The sequence below is a fragment of the Oceanobacillus alkalisoli genome, assembly GCF_021556485.1.
GTDB classification, from domain to species: Bacteria; Bacillota; Bacilli; order Bacillales; family Amphibacillaceae; genus Oceanobacillus; species Oceanobacillus alkalisoli.
This window is the reverse complement of sequence record NZ_JAKGBW010000004.1, coordinates 107,425-128,629: the sequence shown is the minus strand read 5'-3', so window position 1 is coordinate 128,629 and position 21,205 is coordinate 107,425. Positions and strand designations below refer to the sequence as shown.

The window sequence follows — 21,205 nt, the reverse complement described above, 5'->3', positions numbered from 1 at the left end:
GTTTATGGTAAACTTTTTAAAGGTTATAATAGAATTTATGTTTAATAAGTATAAGAATAGGGAATGTGATAGGATGAACGCGAATTTAACTACTAGAAAGAAGAGCAGAATCTACTCGTTGGATACCACACGAGGGTTTATTGTTTTTCTATCTATCTTTACATTTAGTGTTCCGGGAGTATTTAGTCATGCTCCTTGGTACGGGCTGACCATGCTCGATACGATATTTCCGGCTTTCGTTACGATTTTCGGAACGAGTATGGCCATCGCTTACCGCAAAGGTGTCAGTGCGAAGCGGCTGGGCCTCCGGACATTTCGATTGATTATTTTTGGTTTGTTGTTTAACATGGTCGCTGCTTGGTCATTAGACTTAGCTACTCTCAGATTCACAGGCGTGCTGCAGTTATTTGCCGTTCTCGGTGTTCTAACTGTTGTGATTACAAAATATATCAAACGTATTGGAGCATTAATCGTTCTGAGCTTTATCATATTCGGTATTTACGGTGCATCCTTGCTCGTAGTAGGAGCGGGATGTGAAGACGCGCTGCCGCAGATGGGGTGCAATCCATCCCATATAATCGATCCGGTAATATTCGGAGAAAATCATACATATGCTCAGGGGGAACGTGGTCACGACCCGGAAGGAATACCGACGATATTCTCTGCACTTGGAAATGTGCTGCTCGGTTTCGTGGCTGGGAAGATTCTCTTAAATAAAGGGAAAAAGGTCGGAATGCGCTTATTTACATTTTCGACTGCCCTCATCCTCTTATCCCTAGTTGTGAATGTAATTATTCCATTTAATAAAAGACTATGGTCCCCGTCGTTCGGAATCATTACAGCGGGACTTACGATATTCATTCTAGCAATCTGTTATGTCATTTTTGATAAAAACCAATCTAATGAAATAAAACCGTTTAAAAAATCTGTACATTGGGTGTTAGAAGCATATGGGAGAAATAGTTTCCTCGTTTACTTCGGGAAATACGTCCTGTACGCAGTGCTCATTAACACAAGCGTCACGATTGGAGAACGATCAACCTCGCTAAACACCCTTTTGATGGATTTCTCGGGAAGTTTCGGGCTTCCTGCCGAAATAATTTATTTTATAATCTATTTTGGAATCTGGTTAGTTATCACGCTTTATGCTCATAAAAATAAAATATATGTCAAAATTTAGCCTTTCTTCCTATAAGTCTATTAGTACTAAAATATCAAACAATTATTCTCGGAGTATGTTATAATAATTTCCAGAACTTGCTATTCGTTTACTAAACAACAAAAAATCTATTTAACCTCTGCAAAGCGGGTGACGGATTCATCGTTACCACCATACATAATAGAGCAGACACCCAGGACAATACCGCTGACAAGAGGAGAAAGGACGGTGAAAATAGCAGCTGATTTCTTTGTTGTTTGTAATATAACTTTGAATCTATTTCCATTCCAGGAGGGATTTTGTGGTCAAGAAACGTTTTAACTTACTTAGTTTGTTCACTGCGTTGATCATGGTGGCGTCACTATTCTCACCAATTTCAATTTTTGCACAGACTAATTCAGTTGAGGGGAAACTCTCTAGTAACCTAATACAAGAATTTGAAGAGAACGACGAAGTTTCATTTGTTGTAGAATTCAACGAAAAGGCTGACACAACTGCAGCAAAGCAAAGTGTAAGCCTATCTGGACTATCTGAAGAACAAGCAGAAGTTCAGCAACGTGAAGCAGTAATTAATGCTTTACAGACAACTGCTGATGCAACACAAGCAGATGTTTTAAGTTACTTAGAGGATAACGCAGATGTAGCGGAAGTTAATTCTTTCTATATCGCTAACATTCTTGTTGTAACAGCAACTCAGGAAGTTGCTGAAGAAGTTGCAGCATTCTCTGAAGTTAAAAGTGTTACAGCTAGCCCGGAAATCAAACTAATTGATCCGGTTCAAAAAGAAAACAGCCTGAATGAAAGTATTATCGATGAATATCCATTAGGCTGGAACGTTGATCATGTTCAAGCTCCAGAAGCTTGGGAAAAAGGATTCAACGGTGAAGGTATCGTAATTGGTAACATTGACTCTGGTGTCCAGTGGGATCACCCGGCAGTCCAAGATAGCTACCGTGGTTATAATGCAGAAACAGGCGAAGTTAATCACGCAGCAAGCTTCTATGATGCTATTAATGGCGAAGAAGAAGCATACGATGACAACGGACATGGTACACACGTAGCTGGTACTACATCCGGTCAAAACTTTGAAATTGCAGGTTACTCCGGTGATTTAGGTGTTGCACCAGGTTCAACTTGGATTGCAGCTAAAGCTCTTAACTCAATCGGAAGTGGCCCACTACCTGCGTTTGTTGAAGCTGCAGAGTGGATGCTAGCTCCAGGCGGAGACGCGGCTAACGCACCAGACGTTATCAACAACTCATGGGGCGTTGACTCAAATGGGGAAACTTTTGATAACGAATGGTTCCGTGACGTACTTGTTTCTTGGACAGATGCGAACATCTTCCCAGTATTTGCAGCAGGAAACTTAGATAATCCTGAAGAAGGATCGATCTTCGTTCCAGCACTGTACCCAGAAGCATTTACAGTTGGTGCAATTGATAAGGATAACAGCCTTGCTGATTTCTCAGCAAAAGGACCATCACCATATGGTGAAGTAAAACCTGAAGTTGTAGCTCCAGGTGTAACAGTTCCATTTTCTTACCCTATTGATGATGTTGCATGGGCTGACGGTACTTCCATGGCAGCTCCAGCAGTTGCGGGTGTTGTAGCACTTGCTAAACAAGCAAATGCTGACGCAACAATTGAAGAAATTGAAAATGTTCTAACTGAAACAGCAACAAACTTAACGAACGATGAATTCTCTGAAGAAGTTAACAATGGATTCGGTCATGGACTAGTAAATGCTTCAGCAGTAGTTGATGCAATTGCGGAAGAGCCAGCTCCAGAGCCAGAACCAGAACCAGAGCCAGAACCAGAACCAGAACCATCTCCAGAAGAGCTTGAGCGTATCTTCGGTCATAGCAGATACGACACAGCTATTGAAATTAGCCAAGCTTGGGAAGACGACTCTGTTGATACCGTAATCGTTGCCCGTGGTGATGACTATGCAGACGCTCTAGCAGGTGTTCCTTTAGCACACTTACTAGATACACCAATTCTTTTAACAACAGACAATGATAAAATTGTTGAAAAAACATTAGCTGAAATCGAAAGACTCGGTGCTGACGAAGCAATCGTTCTTGGAGGAGAAGGTGCAATTGCTCCAGAAACGTATAACAGATTAGCTTCAGCAGTTCCTGATATCAATCGTTTAGCTGGTGACTCTCGTTTCGATACTGCAGCAGAAATTGCAAAAGCATTCGCTGAATTAAACGGCGGCGAACTGAATGAAGTTGTTGTAGCAAACGGACTAAACTTCCCGGATGCACTGACAATTGGTTCATTCGCAGCTCAAACAGAAACTCCAATTGTATTAACATTGGATGACCGTGTACCAGAAGCAACTCAAGCACTCCTTGATGAGTACAATGTAGCTGAAACTACAGTAGTCGGTGGAGAAGCAGTTGTTAACGCTGATGTAGAAGAAGCTCTTCCATCTGCAACTCGTCTAGCTGGTGATGACCGTTACGGTACTAACGTTGCGATCTTAGAACACTATGACTTTGCAGACGCTGGTCTTTACATTGCTACAGGTAAAGATTACGCTGACGCTCTTACAGGAGCAGTTCTATCAGCTAAGGACGAATCTGCAATTCTATTAGTACATGATAGAATCCCAGCAGAAATCGCACCTTACCTAGAAGCAAATGACGTTGACTTCTCTGCAATCTTTGGTGGTCAAAATGCAGTAAGTGACGATGTTAAACAAGCTCTAGAAGACTACCTGAACGAATAAGTTCGGTATGAATCTACGAAAACATCCTATAGAGTAGCCTAATACTCTGTAGGGTGTTTTTTTGTGTTTAATTTTAGTTTGTAAGGGTTATCAGTATGAACTTATTTTGAAGTATAGAAGTTATCTATCTATTTGTCTAGTAAAATATACCCGATTCACCTATAATGGGTATAGGGAAAAAATAACAGAAGGGAAGGGAAATTGGATGAAAAGAAAGTTTAGTAGAATTACATACGGCTTTATGGTGTTAATCTTATTTCTTAATGTTTTCCTGCCAAGCTCTATATTGGCAGCTCAAGCGGAGGATGTTGCAACGGATCAAGTTGGAGAAATTCTAACTTTTGAAGAACTTGAAATTATTGAAGAGGAAGACCAAGCTTCTGCTCAACAAACTGAGCAGGACTATGACGTTATTTTAAATAGTCAGGCTTGGAATTTTGCTGCTTTTGACAACGATGTCTATATTGGACCAGATGCAGTTGTTATTGTTAACGGTTATGGATTCGTACCAGGAGATTTATATGTTTATGGCGCGTTAGATGCTCGCGGAGGATTATCAGTTGGCGGAACACTATATGCCAAAAATGTAAGCTATGGAACAACTGGTGGACCATATTACCATGGAAGCGTTAAATTATCTGGTCCAAACTCTGTTTACTCTGTACATGTTGGTAATCAACCTTATCATGTTCCATTTGTAGTGTTTACGGATGATTTAACAAATGAATCAGGTACGGTAATGATTGAAGGTCAAACACTACCATTCCTTGAAGTATATGTTCAAGGACAAGAAGTTACTTTAGATGACAAAGGATTCTTTACAGTCACATTAAATAATTTCACGTCCAATAGCGTGGAGTTTGAATTGGTCGATATTTTTGGCGGCCAAACATACAAGAGTGTAAGCATTGCTGATGTTTTGCCACCAAATAACGTATCAGATTTTAATGTTGACCAGTACGGGTCAGATTTTATCAATGTAATTTGGGAAGGCGTTAACGATGCTGATCTTTCACACTATAATTTATATGTAAATGATGAGAAAATTGATGAAGTATATACTGGAGAAAATAGCTATACATTCACTAACCTAGAAGCTAATAAAGATTACAATCTTTCTATTTCAGCTGAAGATAATAGTGGAAATAAAAGCGAAAAAAATACTCTTGAAATAATTACGAATGCAGCGATTCCAGTTGTTAATGAAGTGACAGACCAAGATGAAAAAGTAACTGGTACATCAAGTTCAGACGCTGTCATTAAAGTAAGTGCTGCAGGAAAAGAATTAGTAATAGGTCATGCAGACTCAAAAGGTGCATTCAACCTAGCTATATCAAAACAAACTGCGGGAACAGAGTTGACAGTAGTTGCAGCTGGAAAGAATGGAAAGGAAAGTGAAGCTGCGAAGATAACGGTGTCAGACACCACACCACCTACAGCTCCAGAAGTTAATGAAGTAACCGACCAATCAACGGAAATTACCGGTAAAGCAGAAGCTAATGCAACGGTCATTGCAAAAGTAGCAGATGAGGAAATTGGCCAGGCGACAGCAAGCGCGAACGGTAATTTTACAATAAAAATCGCTAAACAAGCTGCTGAAACAGAAATCGTCGTCACCGCGACAGATAAAGCAGGAAATGTTAGCGAGGCAAGTAAAGTTGTTGTAAAAGACGTAACTGCTCCAGAAGCGCCTGCAGTTAACCAACTAATAGACCAATCAACGAAAATCACTGGAACAGCAGAAGCAGCATCTGTCGTAGTTGCAACAGCTAACGATCAGCAGATCGGTCGCGTGACTGCTGAATCTGACGGTACATTCGAAATGCCGATTAAAAAACAAGCTGCAGATACGAAAGTTACCGTAACAGCAAAAGATAAAGCTGGTAACGAAAGTAAAGCAGCAACCATTATCGTGAAAAAACAAGTCGAGCGTATCTCTGGATACATGCGCTACGACACAGCAGTGGAAGCAAGTAAACGAGGCTGGGATAAAGCAGAAACGGTCATTATCGCGCGTGGCGATGATTTTGCAGATGCCCTTGCAGGAGTACCGCTAGCTCATAAACTGGATGCACCCATTCTAATGACACCAGGCAACAAACTATGGGATAACAGTCTCACAGAAATCAAACGCCTTGGTGCGAAGAATGCGATCATCCTTGGTGGAGAAGGTGCGGTAAGTAAAACAGTAGCAAATGAATTAACAAAAGCGGGACTGAAAGTAGAACGAATCGATGGTGATTCTCGTTTCGAAACAGCAGCATTGATCGCTAAGAAAATTGCACCAAATGGAACGAAAAAAGTAGTCGTAGCAAATGGCATGGATTTTCCTGATGCACTTTCCGTCGCATCTTATGCAGCAAAAGAAGGTCTGCCAATTCTTTTAACACTAGATGACCGTGTTGCAAAAGCGACCGAGTCCGCAGTGCAATCACTCGGCGTGAAAGAAACGCTTGTCGTTGGCGGAGAATCGGTAGTTTCTAAAAAGGTAGCACAAGCATTGCCGAAAGCCGAGCGTTTAAGCGGTAAGGACCGTTATGAAACGAATATTGCAATTGCAAAACACTTTGGTGTAGACAGCAAGCATATTTATGTCGCAACTGGTCAGAACTATGCTGATGCATTGACTGGCGGAGTACTTGCAGCGAAAGAGAACAGTGCAATTTTACTCGTCCATCATAGCGTCCCGGCATCTGTTACAGCCTATATGAACAAACAAAAATTCCAGAGTCTCTCCATCTTCGGAGGAACCGGAGCAGTTGACGACTCCATCAAAAATGAGTTAACAAAACGATTGAAGTAAGTATAAGGAATCCCCTGTAGAGCAGACAACCTGCTTTACAGGGGATTTTTTTCCCCATTAACTGGTAGGAAAGACCTTTTCTGAAAATTAACTGTTGACAGACACCCTGCTCATTATGTAGAATGATATTTAATTCTTACTAATCACATATGAATTACCTTTATCAAGAGCCGGGGTAGGAATCTGGTCCGTTGACCCCGCGGCAACCATTACGTTTCGTAATAAGGTGCTAATTCCAGCAAGCAGATGCTTGAAAGATGAGGGGTGAAGCTATCAAACAAACTCTTCCTCATCTTGGGAGAGTTTTTTCATTGCCCTAAATCTGATTAAAAAGATAGGAAAAGTAATATATGGTAGTGAGAAGAATGAATTTCATAATTACCAAAGTCGGCTTTTCCATCACCATATGTAGTTGGGAACGAACCAACTCAATTACATATGGTGATGGTGAAGCATTAAATACGTATTATGAAATTCATTAAGAAAGGTAAGAAAACAAAAAAGGAGTGGCTAAAATGAGCAACAAGAAACAAATTCATTTAAACGGTTTCATTCAAAATTCACCATCCCCACATTCTACTGGACTATGGAAACATGAAAAAGATGAAGGACGGAAGCATAATAGTCTAAACTACTGGGCGGAAACAGCGAAAGTATTGGAACGTGGTAAATTTGATGCTGTATTTATCGCGGATGTGTTAGGAACCTATTCCGTTTATGGAAACAGTCATGATGCAGCAATCCGCCATGCGGTTCAGTTGCCTGCCCATGATCCGTTATTAATTATTTCTGCCATGGCACAAGTAACCGAGCATATTGGCTTTGCACCAACCGTTTCCGCTACATATGCCCAGCCCTATGCATTGGCGCGGCAATTGTCTACATTGGATCATTTAACGAAAGGCCGGATTGCATGGAACGTTGTTACTTCCTATTTGGAAAGTGAAGCGATTAACCTTGGCTTGTCTGGGCGTCTGCCGAAGCGTCAGCGGTATGACCGGGCGGATGAATTTTTAGAAGTCGTTTATAAGCTTTGGGAACATAGCTGGGAAGATGACGCGGTAGTGCATGACAGAGCGAAAGATACGTTTGCAGATCCAGAGAAGGTTCATGCCATCAATCATCACGGGGAGTTTTTCAATGTACCGGGAATTCATTTAACGGAACCATCCCCACAGCGTACACCGGTATTATTCCAAGCTGGTGCTTCCCCAAGGGGGCGGGATTTTGCAGCGAAACATGCGGAAGGCGTCTTTACGAAAGGACATTCTCTTGAAGCGCAGAGGAATTACTCCCAAGACTTACGAAAGCGGGTCGTCGAACAAGGAAGAAATGCAGATAGTGTTCGCATCTTCCCAATGGTTCTGCCGATTGTCGGTTCTACAGAAGAAGAAGCTTACGAGAAATACGAGGATTTGAAGAATCATGTCAGTTATGAAGGAACGGCAGCAATGCTTTCCGGTCATACAGGAATTGATTTCTCGAAATATGACCCGGATCAATATATTGAAGATATTGAAACAGAAGCTGTTCAAGGGAATCTGGACATGTATACGAAGGACCCGAATAAAAAGTGGACATTACGAGAAGCAATCCAAAATCATGGCCTCGGCAATGGAACAGCGAAATTCATTGGGACACCAGAGCAAATTGCAGATCGGATCCAAGAATGGGCAACAGAAGGTGATGTCGACGGATTTAACATCGCACAAAGCTATTCCTTGGAAACGTTCCGTGAGTTTGTCGATCATGTCGTACCGGAATTGCAAAAACGCGGCATCTACCGGAAGGAATACACAGGAAAAACATTACGGGAAAACCTGTTTGATACCGATTCCGCTCGTTTACCTGCGAATCATCCGGCAAAAAGAATTTCTACACTAGTAAAATAATAAACGCGAGAAAAAGTTTTAAAATGCTTTATCGGAAGGAGGAAAATCTTGAACAGTGTAACGGTCTATACATGGGTTGGTTTTCTATTGTTTCTTGGGATTATGTTGGCACTCGGCTTACTCGGAACGAAGCAAACAAAAAGCGTCCGCGACTTTGCGATCGGTGGAGGACTTGGCCCGGTTGTGCTCGGCCTTTCTTTTGCTGCCACCTATTTAAGTGCAGCGACGTTTCTAGGTTATCCCGGCTGGTCCTATGATTGGGGGCTGACCAACCTCTGGTTAGTGATCGCCATGATTGGCGGAGGAGCCATCGGGGTCTTGATGGTTGCAAAACGAATCAGGGCACTAAATAAAACGCAGCAGTCCCTTTCCCTGCCGGATTGGTTAGGCGACTATTATAATAGTGATATTTTACGGGTAGGGACAGGCTTGATTTTACTGTTTAATATCTTCTATATCGCCGCCCAGTTTGTAGCAGGTGCAAGGATTTTCGAATATTTACTCGGGTTGGATTATACAGTCGGACTCATTCTCATTACGGCCGTTGTTGTGCTGTATGTTTTCGGCGGAGGGGCATTAGCAGATATTTATACAGATGCGATCCAAGTCATCTTAATGGCGATTGCAGGAATTATCGTATTCATTTCCGGGATTGTGATTTTCTGGAATGACGGGATTACAGCCACTTTCTCCGGAATAGTAGACAATTTAGCTGCGCAAGATGGCAATTTGGTGAAAGTATTTAACCCCGATTCTGCCCATTTTTATTCGATTGGTGCCGTTATCGGTGCGATTACGATTCAGTGGGCGTTTGCCTCAGCTCCGCATCTATTTAACAAAGTATTGGGCTTGAAAAATGAGAAAGATCTAGGGAAAATGATTCTCACCTACGTCATCACGGCTTCTCTCTGTGTCGTTGTTTTATTCGGTGGACTTTACAGTAGAGTTGCGCTCGGACCAGCAGATATCGTTGCCGACTTAGCCTTAATGGAATATGTCACATGGGCATTCCCGGCTATTATTGTCGCATTCTTCGGAGTGGTGATTCTTGCTGCGGCGATGTCCACGACAGATGGATTATTCGTATCGATTTCCACTGTCTTTGCGAATGATATTTTCCTGAAATTCCTCGTAAAACGCGGAATTGTTCAAGTAGATGATGAAAGGGCGGAAAAGATAGCATTACGGATTAGTAGAATAGCAGTACCAGTTGTCGGGCTGCTCGCATTTCTCATTGTTCTCAAACCACCGATGTATATGGGAGACGTCATGTGGATTGGAATTTCCGGGATTGCAGCTGGAACCCTTGGACCAATTTTATATGCGGTGTATGGAAAACGGAAAGCATCACCCCGGGCAGCAGAAGGTTCCATGATTATCGGTTTACTCGCTTATCTGATTTTATACTTTGGCGGAATCATACCAAGCACGATGACGGCCGGTGCAGTCGCCACGGGTATCGGAATCGTTTCTATGATTCTACTCGCTTTCATTATGAAAGATAAGCAGCAAGTCGCTGAAGATTTAGCAAAAGCAGAATGAAGGGAGAAAGATCCATGTTCGTTAATGAAATGCTATCCGTCTGGCTCTACGGTTCACTTATCATCTATGCCATTATCGGCCTTTCTCTGTGGAAATGGTACTTTAAAAAGTAGCGGAGGGGTTATAGAGAATGAAAGATACTTAAGATGTTTTGATAGATAAGTTTAATGATCGTACTGGTGAGTTTCACTGGCGAAATTGAGCAAGGACAATGAAATTTAGATGTTCATAAGATCTCTCAGCCCGAATGAACTGAAATTCGGTGCATTCGGTTGATTAGAGCGCTTCTATTCACTTGAACGAACCGGAATCCTTCAATCGGGCGATTAGAGCGCCTCTATTCACTTGAACAAACCGGAATCTGTTTCACTCGAGCAATTAGCGCCCTTCTATTTACTCGAACAAAAAGGAATCTATCTCGCCCGAGCGATTAGAACCCTCTATCATTCGAAAAAAGTCTTAACATCATGTCCATCACTATAATGAACGATTGCTTTCATTAATTCAGCGGAGGATACTTACTGCTTCAGACCGTGAAATTTGAATTATTTAGCTCCGAACGAACAATCAGCTCCGGAAAGATAAGAGACACCAGCCGTTCATAGCAAGCGGATTATCCCCGGAGCGGTTTTACGATGCAGACTTTTCCTTTCTCTATGAGTATATGCATCTCTTTTTTTGCCAACATTGCTGCTTTCTTAGTAAATTATCGTTCTATCATATATAATAGAAAAAGAGAAAAATTACCAACTAGAATAGAAAGGAGAACAAAATGAACAACAAATCATCAAAGAGAGTTTCATCTATTTTCATGGCACTCGTTCTAGCGCTAAGCATTTTCCTACCGGTGCAAACCTTTGCCGCAACTGGTGAAGCTCTATCAGAAGACAAGGAAGCAAATGTTTTAAAAGACATTGTAATCGATGACAACGAGGACTATTATGTGACAAAAGGTAACGAAGAATGGTCGAACACTGTTATCAATACAGACGTTTATATCAGTCCGAACTCCATCCTTACAATTAAAAATAACGTAAAAATTAACGGAGACATTTACGTTTACGGCGGATTACGCAGTGAGGGCGGCCTGTTTGTTAACGGTACGCTTCATGCGAGAAATCTAACGGAAGAAATTAATACTCCAATCTATCAAGGTGAAGTACAACTCGAAGGGACAAATGATATCGACGAGCGTGTCATCGGTAAAGAAGCTTACGATGTTCCTTTCGAAGTATACAATGAAGATTTAACGAACAAATCACGCAGCGTTACTATTGAAGGAAAGACGTTACTATTCTTAGATATCGCTACCCGCGGTGAAGCAGTCGAATCAGATGACCGGGGAGAATTTACGGTTACGATCGACGACATGGTAACAGATCAGGTTGTATTTGAACTTACGAATAACTTCAAGCAAACGATCACAAAAACAGTAGAAGTTACGGATGTCATTCCACCTGAATCACCAGAGGTAGAGCAGGTGACAGATGAAGCAACCGAAATTACGGGAACAGCAGAACCGGGCACGACCGTATCAGCCGTTATTGCTGGTGAGGAAATTGGTGCTGCAACAGTCGAAGAAGATGGCAGTTTCGTAATTGAGATTGAGGCACAGGAGCATGATACAACGATTACACTGACAGCAACAGACAGAGCGGGCAATATTAGCTACCCTGTCATTGTGAAAGTAGTCGACATTACAGCACCAGCAGCACCACAAGTCAACACAATCTCGGAAAAAACGACAACGATTACAGGAACAGCTGAAGCCGAATCTACCGTTATCGCCAATGCAGGAGATAGCCAGCTTGGTAGAATCACTGTTCCGGAATCAGGTGAATTCGAAATTCCGATTGTAAAACAAGCAGCTGGAACAGAAATTACAGTAACAGCAACAGATAAAGCAGGCAATGTAAGTAAAGCAGCTGTTCTTACGGTAAAACCGGAAGCAGAGCGTCTCTATGGCCATACAAGATATGACACGGCAATCGAAGCAAGTAAACAAGGCTGGGATGAGGCAGACACCGTTATTATCGCTCGCGGTGATGACTTTGCCGACGCGTTAGCTGGCGTACCACTAGCACACAAGCTGGACGCGCCAATTTTAATGACACAGCCGAATAAACTTTGGGAAAATACACTCAAAGAAATTAAACGTCTCGGTGCAGAAAATGTCATTATTTTAGGTGGAGAGACAGCAGTTAGTAAAGATGTCTTTGAAGTATTAGCGGAAGAAGGACTGGAAGTCGAGCGTCTGAACGGAGATTCCCGTTTCGAAACAGCAGCATTAATCGCTGACCTCGTCGCGCCAGAGGGAACAAAAGAAGCCGTTGTTGCAAACGGAATGGACTTCCCTGACGCGCTTTCTGTAGCATCTTACGCGGCAAAAGAAGGCTTGCCAATTCTTCTCACATTGGACGACCGGGTTGCTCAAGCTACCGGAGAAGCAGTTGAAAGCTTAGGTGTGGAAGAAACGATTGTTGTTGGAGGCGAAGCAGCAATTTCTGAAGCGGTAGAAAAAGCACTCCCTGACGCAACCCGTCTAAGCGGTAAGGACCGTTACGAGACGAATATTGCCATTGCTGGTCACTTCGGTGTTGACAGCAACCATGTATATGTCGCAACAGGAAATAACTTTGCCGACGCATTAACGGGCGGAGTACTCGCAGCGAAAGAAAACAGCGCGATTCTCCTCGTTCACCACGATGTACCGGCATCTGTCGCGAGCTATATGAACACGAAGAACTTTGAAAGTCTAGCAATCTTCGGTGGGCCAGGTGCAGTGGATGAACCAATTGAAGAGAAGCTGACAGACCTATTGCAATAAGAACAAAGGCGGAAGCGTCTGTTTAGCGACGTACAAACTCATGGAGTGTGAAGTTTGATAGTCGCTCGGCGCTGCAGCCGGCCGTGGCTAATAGCAGTAAATATAGTTAGCCACCGTATCTTTATTTTAAATTACGAAACATGCTAATGAATTTCATAATACGTATTTAATGCTTCGCCATCACCATATGTAGTTGAGTTGGTTCGTTCCCAACTACATATGGTGATGGTGAAGCTGACTTTGGTAATTATGAAATTCATTCATGCGTTAAAAAATACTCTATGAAGTCGATATGCTAACTTCATAGAGTATTTTTCATGAATATCTAATTTCCATAGAACTGGTAACTATGAAGTGTTAAAATGGTATCTATACGAGTTACATAGTCTAAAAGTAAGGAGAATGAAGCATGCAGAATAAAACGATTAAATTGTTGTCTGTATTAGCGGTTGTTCTCGTCTTTTTGCAAAGCATCTTGCCAGGAGCAGCCTTTGCAGCAGATAAGACAGAACCCGCGGGGAATAAGGGAAAGCTTTCATCCGAACTTCTCAGTGAATTTGAAGAGGAAGAGCAGACCTCTTTCATCATCACGTTTACCGAGAAGCCAGAGGTGGAGAAGATTGCGAGGGCAGCTGCTGCAAAAGCAGGTGCGACACTATCTGACGCAAACGTAAAAGAATTGCAGCGGGAAGCTGTCGTAACAGAATTGCAACGAGCGGCGGAAACGTCACAAGAAGAAGTGATGCAACTGCTTGAGGCAGAAGCGGAACAAGGAAACGCGGCAGATATTAAACCGTATTATGTTGCGAACACGGTAGCAGTTACGGCAACAAAAGAAGTTGCAGAGAAAATCAATAATCTGGACGAAGTAGAAAAAGTCGTACCAAATAAACAAAAATACTTACATAACACAACGAATGCAGAAAAAGCAGCACTCCCAACAAGCGTAGTATGGAACGTTGACCGAGTGAAGGCACCAGATGTTTGGGAACAAGGATATGATGGTACAGGAATAGTAATAGCAACGATTGATTCTGGAGCGGATTGGACGCATCCGGCAATCAAACAGAACTACCGGGGCTATAATGCAACAACTGGTGAAGTGAATCATGCTTACAGCTGGTATGATATTACCGGTGATTCCAGTGAACCGGTCGATGTCGTTGATCACGGAACACATGTAACGGGCACGCTCGTCGGCAAGAATGGCGAGCAAGGTATTGGTGTTGCACCAGGTGCAGAATGGATTGCGGTCCGTGCTTTTGACAGTAGTGGGTACGCTTATGACAGTGATCTGCTGGAAGCAGCCGAATGGGTACTCAATCCGACTGATGCAAATGGCGTGGAACGACCAGATCTTGCTCCTGATATCGTGAATAACTCTTGGGGCGGCGGTGGCGGTTACGAAGAATTCTACCGTGATATCGTGAAAGCTTGGGTGGCAGCAGGAATTGTCCCTGTTTTCTCAACTGGAAATGATTATAATCAGACACCAGGCTCCGTCGAAGCACCAGCCAACTACCCGGAATCAATCGCTGTCGGTGCGGTTGACCAAGAAAATGAATTAGCACCATTCTCATTACTCGGTCCGTCTCCCTATGGGGAAACCAAGCCCGATGTTGTCGCACCAGGAGTAAACATTTATTCTTCTATCCCAAATGGAAGGTATGGAACAAAGCCGGGTACTTCGATGGCAAGCCCAGCAGTATCTGGAGTCGTGGCACTCATGAAGCAGGCGCATTCGAACTTGTCTGTGCAAGAAATTCAGACCATTATCCGTTCATCTGCAACACCACTGACGGACGATGAATTCACAAGTCACCCGAATAATGGGTACGGATATGGCTTGCTCAACGCAGCAGCTGCGATGGAGAAGACGTTAGCAGAGAAAGACAAATCCGTGCAACGAATCAGTGGCTACTTACGCTATGACACAGCAATTGAGATTAGCAAGGAAGGCTGGGATCGTGCGGATACCGTTGTTTTAGCAAGAGGCGATGACTTTGCCGATGCACTCACATCCGTCCCGCTTGCTTTTAAAGAAGATGCACCGATTCTCTTAACCGCCTCAAGCAAACTGTATGACAAGACATTGCGTGAGATTAAACGATTAAAGGCTAAAAATGTCGTCATTATCGGCGGAACGGGCGCAATCAGCAATGGCATCCAATCCACTTTACAAGATGAAGGTTTAAATGTAAGAAGAATTAGCGGATCCAGCCGGACAGATACAGCACTTCTTATTGCGAAAGAAGTGAAGCCGAGCGGATCAGACCAGGCATTTGTCGTAAATGGCTACGATTTCCCGGATGCACTATCCGTAGCACCATACGCAGCGAAAAATGGCATTCCAATCCTCGTCACGCAGAAGGATAGAATCCCAGCTGCAACGACGAAAGCACTGAACGAACTGAAAGTAGAGGAAACAATCGTTGTCGGTGGTGCAAGTGTTGTAACAAATGGCGTGAAGAACAAGCTGCCACAAGCAAATCGCATCAGTGGAAGCGACCGCTATGTTACCAACACGTTACTTGCTCAGCATTTCAACCCGGATGTTGAAAATATGTATATTGCAACGGGAAGAAACTTTGCCGATTCATTAGCAGGTGCGACACTTGCAGCGAAGAACAATACAGGAATCCTCTTAGTACATGACCGGATTCCAGCAAGCGTCACGAAATTTATTACGGAAAATGATGTTGAGAATTTAACCATTTTCGGAGGGAAAGGCGCTGTAAGCGAAGATATAAGAAAAGAATTACTTGATTTATTAAACTAAAAAAATAAACCGGAGCATGACGGACTTGACTGCAGATAGTCTGCGAGGAAGCTAGTTATGGTCCGGTTTTTAATTCAATCAGCTGAGGTGATGATAATGAAGAAATTAATAGGGATCCTTATTCTGTTGGCAGCACTGATTCTTACAGCTTGCCAGGGAGAAAACGATGAAGGGCAAGAGGAGCAACCTGAAGACAATAACGGACAAGAGGAACAGGAAGAAAATGGAACAGAGGAAGAAAACGAAGGAGATGAAAATGTGGACACCGAGCTTAACTTTGCACTAAACGCAGAAGGTGATCAAATGACCTACACCGTACAAAACGATGGAGACACTGCAACAACATTACGTTTTTCGACGAGCCAAAAGTATGAATATGAAATAAGTGATGAAACTGGTGTAATTTCGACCTATTCAGAAGGTAAGGCCTTCATGCAAGCGGTAGAGGAAATTGAATTAGCTGCCGGTGACGAGCAGACATTTGATGTCGAACTGCCATCACTTGATCCAGGTGAATATACCATCAAAATTTATCTGACTGCACGTGATCTTGCCGAAACATCCGAAAAAGTTGAGACATTTGAAGTAACTTCAGATAATTCCCTTAATATCAATTGACTAATAATTTCAGAACAAATATAATAATATGTAAATCTTTGTCATTAGATTTTAATCTATTTGTTGAAAGGAGGATAGATGCCTCTATATTTGTTCTGAAAATGATGTTAAAAAGGGGAGGTTTCTAGTTGAGGAAGTTGAAGAAAAGTCTTACTCTATTTGCAGCATTTCTATTAGTCTTTTCGAATCTCACATTTGTAGCAGCTACACCATCAACCATCACCACGAAAGAAGTCACAAAAGAACTGGAACGCAGAGACCAAATCAGTAAAGAAGAACTGGAAGAGCAGTTCAATCCAGATGATGAAGTACGTGTCATTGTAGAAGTTGAAGGGGATCCTGCGATCAAAGCAGCAACTGCGAAGGGGAAGAAGTTCAGCGATTTATCAGAGGCGGAGAAGCTAGACTTGCAAGCTAAGAATCTAGCAACACAAGATAAAGTAAAACAAGCCTTGAATAGTGAGAAGCTGGACATAGCTTACAAACAATCCTTTGCAACCGCATTCAACGGATTCAGTGGGGTTGTTACATTCAAAGATATCGAAAAAATTGAGAAAATAGCTGGTGTCAAAAGTGTAACAATCAGTACGGAATACGAACGTCCGGAAGTTGAACCGGATATGAAGTACAGTAAAGAAATTGTCGAAGCACAAAAGACATGGGATGAGTACGATTATGACGGGGAAGGGATGATTGTTGGAGTAATCGACTCCGGAGCAGACCCGAATCATCGTGACTTTATCCTTTCAGACGATACAGAGCCAGCACTATCCAAATCCCAGGTGAATGATTATATTTCAGGTCATGATTTACCTGGTAAATATTTCAATGAGAAAGTTCCATATGGTCATAACTATATGGATGAAAATGATGTCATCCAGGACAAGGGTGACGGGGCATCCATGCACGGAATGCACGTCTCCGGTACTGTTTTAGCGAATGGTGACGAAGAAAATGGCGGAATCAAAGGTGTTGCACCGGAAGCCCAGCTTCTAGCGATGAAAGTATTCGGAAATGACCCGAATATGGGCTCCACTTGGGGTGACATTTACATTAAAGCGATTGATGACGCACTTATTTTAGGTGCCGATGTTGTGAACATGAGTCTTGGTTCGGTTGCGTCTTTTGTTGATCCGGAAAATGCGGAACAGGAAGCAATCCGTAATGCAGTAGAAAATGGAATTCTTTTCTCCATCTCTGCTGGTAACTCCGCACATCTTGGAAATGGGTTCTTTAACCCGTATGCATCCAATCCTGACATCGGAGTAGTCGGTGCACCTGGCTTAACGTATGAATCATTGCAGGTTGCATCATTGGAAAACAGTCATATGGATATGGATGCGCTGAACTTCAGTTATGGTGACACAGAAGGAGCAGCACCATTCCTATCTGCAAGCTCCGTTCATCCGAATGAACTCGACGGCACATTTGAAATTGAAGAGGTCGGAATTGGAGATGAAGAAGGCTTTGCAGGAAAAGATTTAACAGGTAAATTTGCATTCGCCGTACGTGGAAATACATTTACGGATACTGCATACAATGCGATGGATGCAGGTGCAGAAGGTGTAATTGTTTATAACCATTCAGATGGATGGGTAAGCATGGCGTCAGAACCAGGGATTACAATTCCGCAGCTGTTCATGGCGAAAACCGATGGTGACGAGCTAAAAGCAGCACTTGATGCTGGCGAGACCGTAACAATTTCCTTTAATGAGGAAACAACAACGGTAGTGAATGAACTGGCAGATTCCATGTCTAACTTCACATCTTGGGGTGTGACACCAAACTTAGACTTTAAGCCAGAAATCACCGCTCCAGGCGGAAATATCTTATCAACACTTGAAAATGATGCGTACGGCTCCATGAGCGGTACATCCATGGCCGCACCACATGTCGCTGGTGGTTCCGCACTGATCTTAGAGCGTGTGGACAATCAGTTTGACTTAGAAGGTGCAGACCGCGTTCAAATGGCGAAGAATATTTTAATGAACACCGCTAAACCAGTAAGCGACAAAGGTGAATTCAATGCAGACTACGGAGACGGTGAAACACCTTACTCACCGAGAAGACAAGGTGCTGGAATCATGCAGCTCCACGCAGCAGCGAGCACACCGGTTGTCGTAACTGAACAGAGTACTGGGGAAGCGAAAGTTGCACTACAGGAAGTCGATAATGCGTTCAGCTTTACACTCGTAGCAAGAAACACAAGCAATGAGCCTGTTTCTTATGACGTGAGTGCGAACTTGCAAACGGATCTCCAGATCTTCGGTGTGCTTGGAAATGCCTACCATACAGGTGCACTTGACGGACTTGAGGCAGCTGAAATTGTAGATGCCGATGTGGCAATCGACAATGGAAACACTTCCGTAAAAATCCCTGCGAATGGTAGTGTTCTAGTGAATGTCGATGTAGATCTAAGCAATGCAAAAGCATTAACAGTGACAGATGATGGCGCTGTTGACCATGTAGACCCGAACGAGATTTTCCCTAACGGTTATTTCGTTGAAGGTTTCGTAACATTTGCAAACGAAGCATATCCAGAGCTATCCGTTCCATTCGTTGGATTTAACGGGGACTGGAATGAAGCACCAATCCTGGATGAGTTCATTTACGATGGAGCAGATTCCTTCTATGAGCAAGCTGGATTTGTTTATGATGCAGGTGACGGATTATATGATTATTTAGGAATTGATCCGACAACGGAAGAAGGTTCTGTAGAGAATCTGGCAATCTCACCAAATGATGATCAAGCACGCGATGAGATTATCCCAGTTTTATCCTTCCTGCGTAACGCAAAATCTGTGGAGTACCGTGTGCTTGACAGCAATGGGAAGGAACTGCGGAAATTACTTACAGATAAGAACGTAACAAAGAACTATTATGATGGAGGAAGTGGACCAACCTTCTACCTGAATCCGCAAGCGGCTTGGGATGGAACGGTGAAAGACAAAGCAGTCGCGGATGGTGAATACTTCATTGAGATCGCTGCAACGATTGATTATGAAGGTAAAGATGCACAAACCGTACGTGTTCCTGTGAAAGTCGATACGGCTGCTCCAACCTTAATGGCAACACTGAAAGATAAGGTTGCGACATTGCATGTAGCTGATGAATTATCAGGTGTCTCACATATCGAAGTGATGGTCGATGGCGAACTAGTTGACATTGTGGCAGCTGATGCGAATCAGTACACATTCGATGAGTTATCAGAAGACAACCGTGTAACCTTTGTAGCGGTGGACTATGCTGGTAACGAAACAACAGTTGATGTTTCAAATGGCACGGACGGAGATATCCCGAATATCTATGTGGAAACTCCAGAAACGTTTGAAGCATTCAATACAAATGAAGTTCAGATTACCGGTACAGTAGAAGATAAATCAGAGATAGTGGAATTTACGATTTCTGGTGAGGATGTCGAATTAACGAAAGAATCCCAAGGCGTATACAGCTTCGACACTGTTCAAGAATTTGAAGATGGTGTGAATAAGCTTGAAGTGTACGCGAAGGATGAATTCGGTAATGAAGCTTCCTTATCCAACAGTAGATCATTCTATGTTGACACAGCACCTGCCGTTATTGATGTTGCGGCACCAGGTCATGTGAAACATGATGTTGCTTCTGTGGAAATGGATATCAATGTAACGGATAACGCAGAGAATCTCCGCCTCTATCTTGATGGCAGTGAGATTGCATTTTATGAAGAATCTGGCTATGACATGGTAGCAATTGATGAGACAGAAAACGTTGAAGTTTCCTTAGAACCAGGTCAGAATACGTTTGAAGTAAAAGCGGTCGACCTTGCAGGAAATGAAACAGTAGAACAGGTGAAGATTTACCGTGCAACATCTGCAGACGATGAAGCGGTCTCCCGTCTCTATGGCGATTCCCGTTATAAGACTGCAGTGGCATTAAGTAAAGATGGCTGGGATTCCGCAGATACAGTCGTTCTCGCTCGCGGTGATGACTTTGCAGACGCCCTTGCCGGTGTACCACTTGCACATAAATTTGATGCACCGTTACTCTTAACACAAACGGATCGCTATACACCTGTAACGAAAGAAGAAATCGAGCGCCTCGGTGCCTCTACGGTTTACGTCCTTGGTGGTGTCGGAGCAATCAATGAAACAGTCGAAAGTGAACTGAAAGCACAAGGAATTGAAGTAGTCCGCGTATCCGGTGATTCCCGTGATGCAACCGCTGCAGAAATTGCAACAATCGTGACAGATGGTGAGCCAGTGGACGAAGTAGTGCTTGTGAACGGCTATAACTTCCCTGACGCTGTTTCCATTGCAGCATACGCGGCTGAAGAAGGAATACCAATCCTCTTAACCCAGGACGGGCGACTTCCACAAGCTACGCAAACTGCACTATATGACTTGAAAGCATCCGAAACACTTGTCATTGGTGGGAAAACCGCAATCCATGACAGCGTATTGCGTCAAGTACCGAAAGCGAACCGCGTATCCGGTGCGGACCGATTTGCTACATCAGTTGAAATCGCGAAGCACTTTGACTTAGATACAAAAGAATACTATGTAACTACTGGAATGGAGTTCCCTGACGCCCTTGCCGCAGCAGCAATCGCAGCAAAAGACGACACCGGAGTAATTCTAGTAGGAAAATACGTCCATGATTACATGGAAGAATTCATCACAGCAAAAGACTTCGACATCCTTACCATCGTTGGTGGACAAGCCGCAGTAAGCGACGAAATCTTTGAGGAATTTAAACGCTTGATTGACTAAATTCTAAATCTTCTCCGGCTTTTTAAAAGCTGGAGAAGATTTTTTGGGGTTGGGGCTGGGACAGGATCGGAGGCTTGCCCCACTTGTCAGTACCTTGTAG

9 protein-coding genes and 1 riboswitch are annotated in these 21,205 nt (G+C 43.1%); all 9 genes read left to right on the top strand.

Annotation, left to right across the window (positions count from 1 at the left end; genetic code table 11):
- Positions 1-118: 118 nt before the first annotated feature.
- The 9 genes from LZD48_RS05880 (at position 119) to LZD48_RS05840 (ending at position 21,105) form a co-directional block, all read left to right on the top strand.
- Positions 119-1,180, top strand: a complete 1,062-nt coding sequence (locus tag LZD48_RS05880; protein ID WP_235761814.1) for a heparan-alpha-glucosaminide N-acetyltransferase domain-containing protein — start codon at positions 119-121, stop codon at positions 1,178-1,180.
- Between the two features lie 280 nt (positions 1,181-1,460).
- On the top strand, positions 1,461-3,896 hold the full coding sequence (locus tag LZD48_RS05875; protein ID WP_235761813.1) for a cell wall-binding repeat-containing protein: 2,436 nt from the start codon (positions 1,461-1,463) through the stop codon (positions 3,894-3,896).
- A 205-nt stretch (positions 3,897-4,101) separates the two neighbouring features.
- Positions 4,102-6,699: a cell wall-binding repeat-containing protein gene (locus tag LZD48_RS05870; protein WP_235761812.1), complete on the top strand. Its 2,598-nt coding sequence runs from the start codon at positions 4,102-4,104 to the stop codon at positions 6,697-6,699.
- 157 nt (positions 6,700-6,856) lie between these two features.
- Positions 6,857-6,963, top strand: a riboswitch (SAM riboswitch).
- 251 nt (positions 6,964-7,214) lie between these two features.
- Positions 7,215-8,591: an LLM class flavin-dependent oxidoreductase gene (locus LZD48_RS05865; protein ID WP_235761811.1), complete on the top strand. Its 1,377-nt coding sequence runs from the start codon at positions 7,215-7,217 to the stop codon at positions 8,589-8,591.
- A gap of 48 nt (positions 8,592-8,639) precedes the next feature.
- Positions 8,640-10,133 (top strand): sodium:solute symporter family protein, encoded by a 1,494-nt coding sequence (locus tag LZD48_RS05860; RefSeq protein ID WP_235761810.1) that lies wholly within the window; start codon positions 8,640-8,642, stop codon positions 10,131-10,133.
- A gap of 772 nt (positions 10,134-10,905) precedes the next feature.
- The gene (locus LZD48_RS05855; protein ID WP_235761809.1) at positions 10,906-12,960 is read left to right on the top strand and encodes a cell wall-binding repeat-containing protein; all 2,055 of its coding nucleotides are present in this window, start codon (positions 10,906-10,908) and stop codon (positions 12,958-12,960) included.
- 409 nt (positions 12,961-13,369) lie between these two features.
- Positions 13,370-15,739, top strand: coding sequence for a S8 family serine peptidase (locus LZD48_RS05850; protein ID WP_235761808.1), 2,370 nt, complete (start codon positions 13,370-13,372; stop codon positions 15,737-15,739).
- 57 nt (positions 15,740-15,796) lie between these two features.
- Positions 15,797-16,357: a BsuPI-related putative proteinase inhibitor gene (locus LZD48_RS05845; protein ID WP_235761807.1), complete on the top strand. Its 561-nt coding sequence runs from the start codon at positions 15,797-15,799 to the stop codon at positions 16,355-16,357.
- Positions 16,358-16,485: 128 nt separating this feature from the next.
- Positions 16,486-21,105 (top strand): cell wall-binding repeat-containing protein, encoded by a 4,620-nt coding sequence (locus tag LZD48_RS05840; RefSeq protein ID WP_235761806.1) that lies wholly within the window; start codon positions 16,486-16,488, stop codon positions 21,103-21,105.
- The last annotated feature ends 100 nt before the right edge of the window (positions 21,106-21,205 follow it).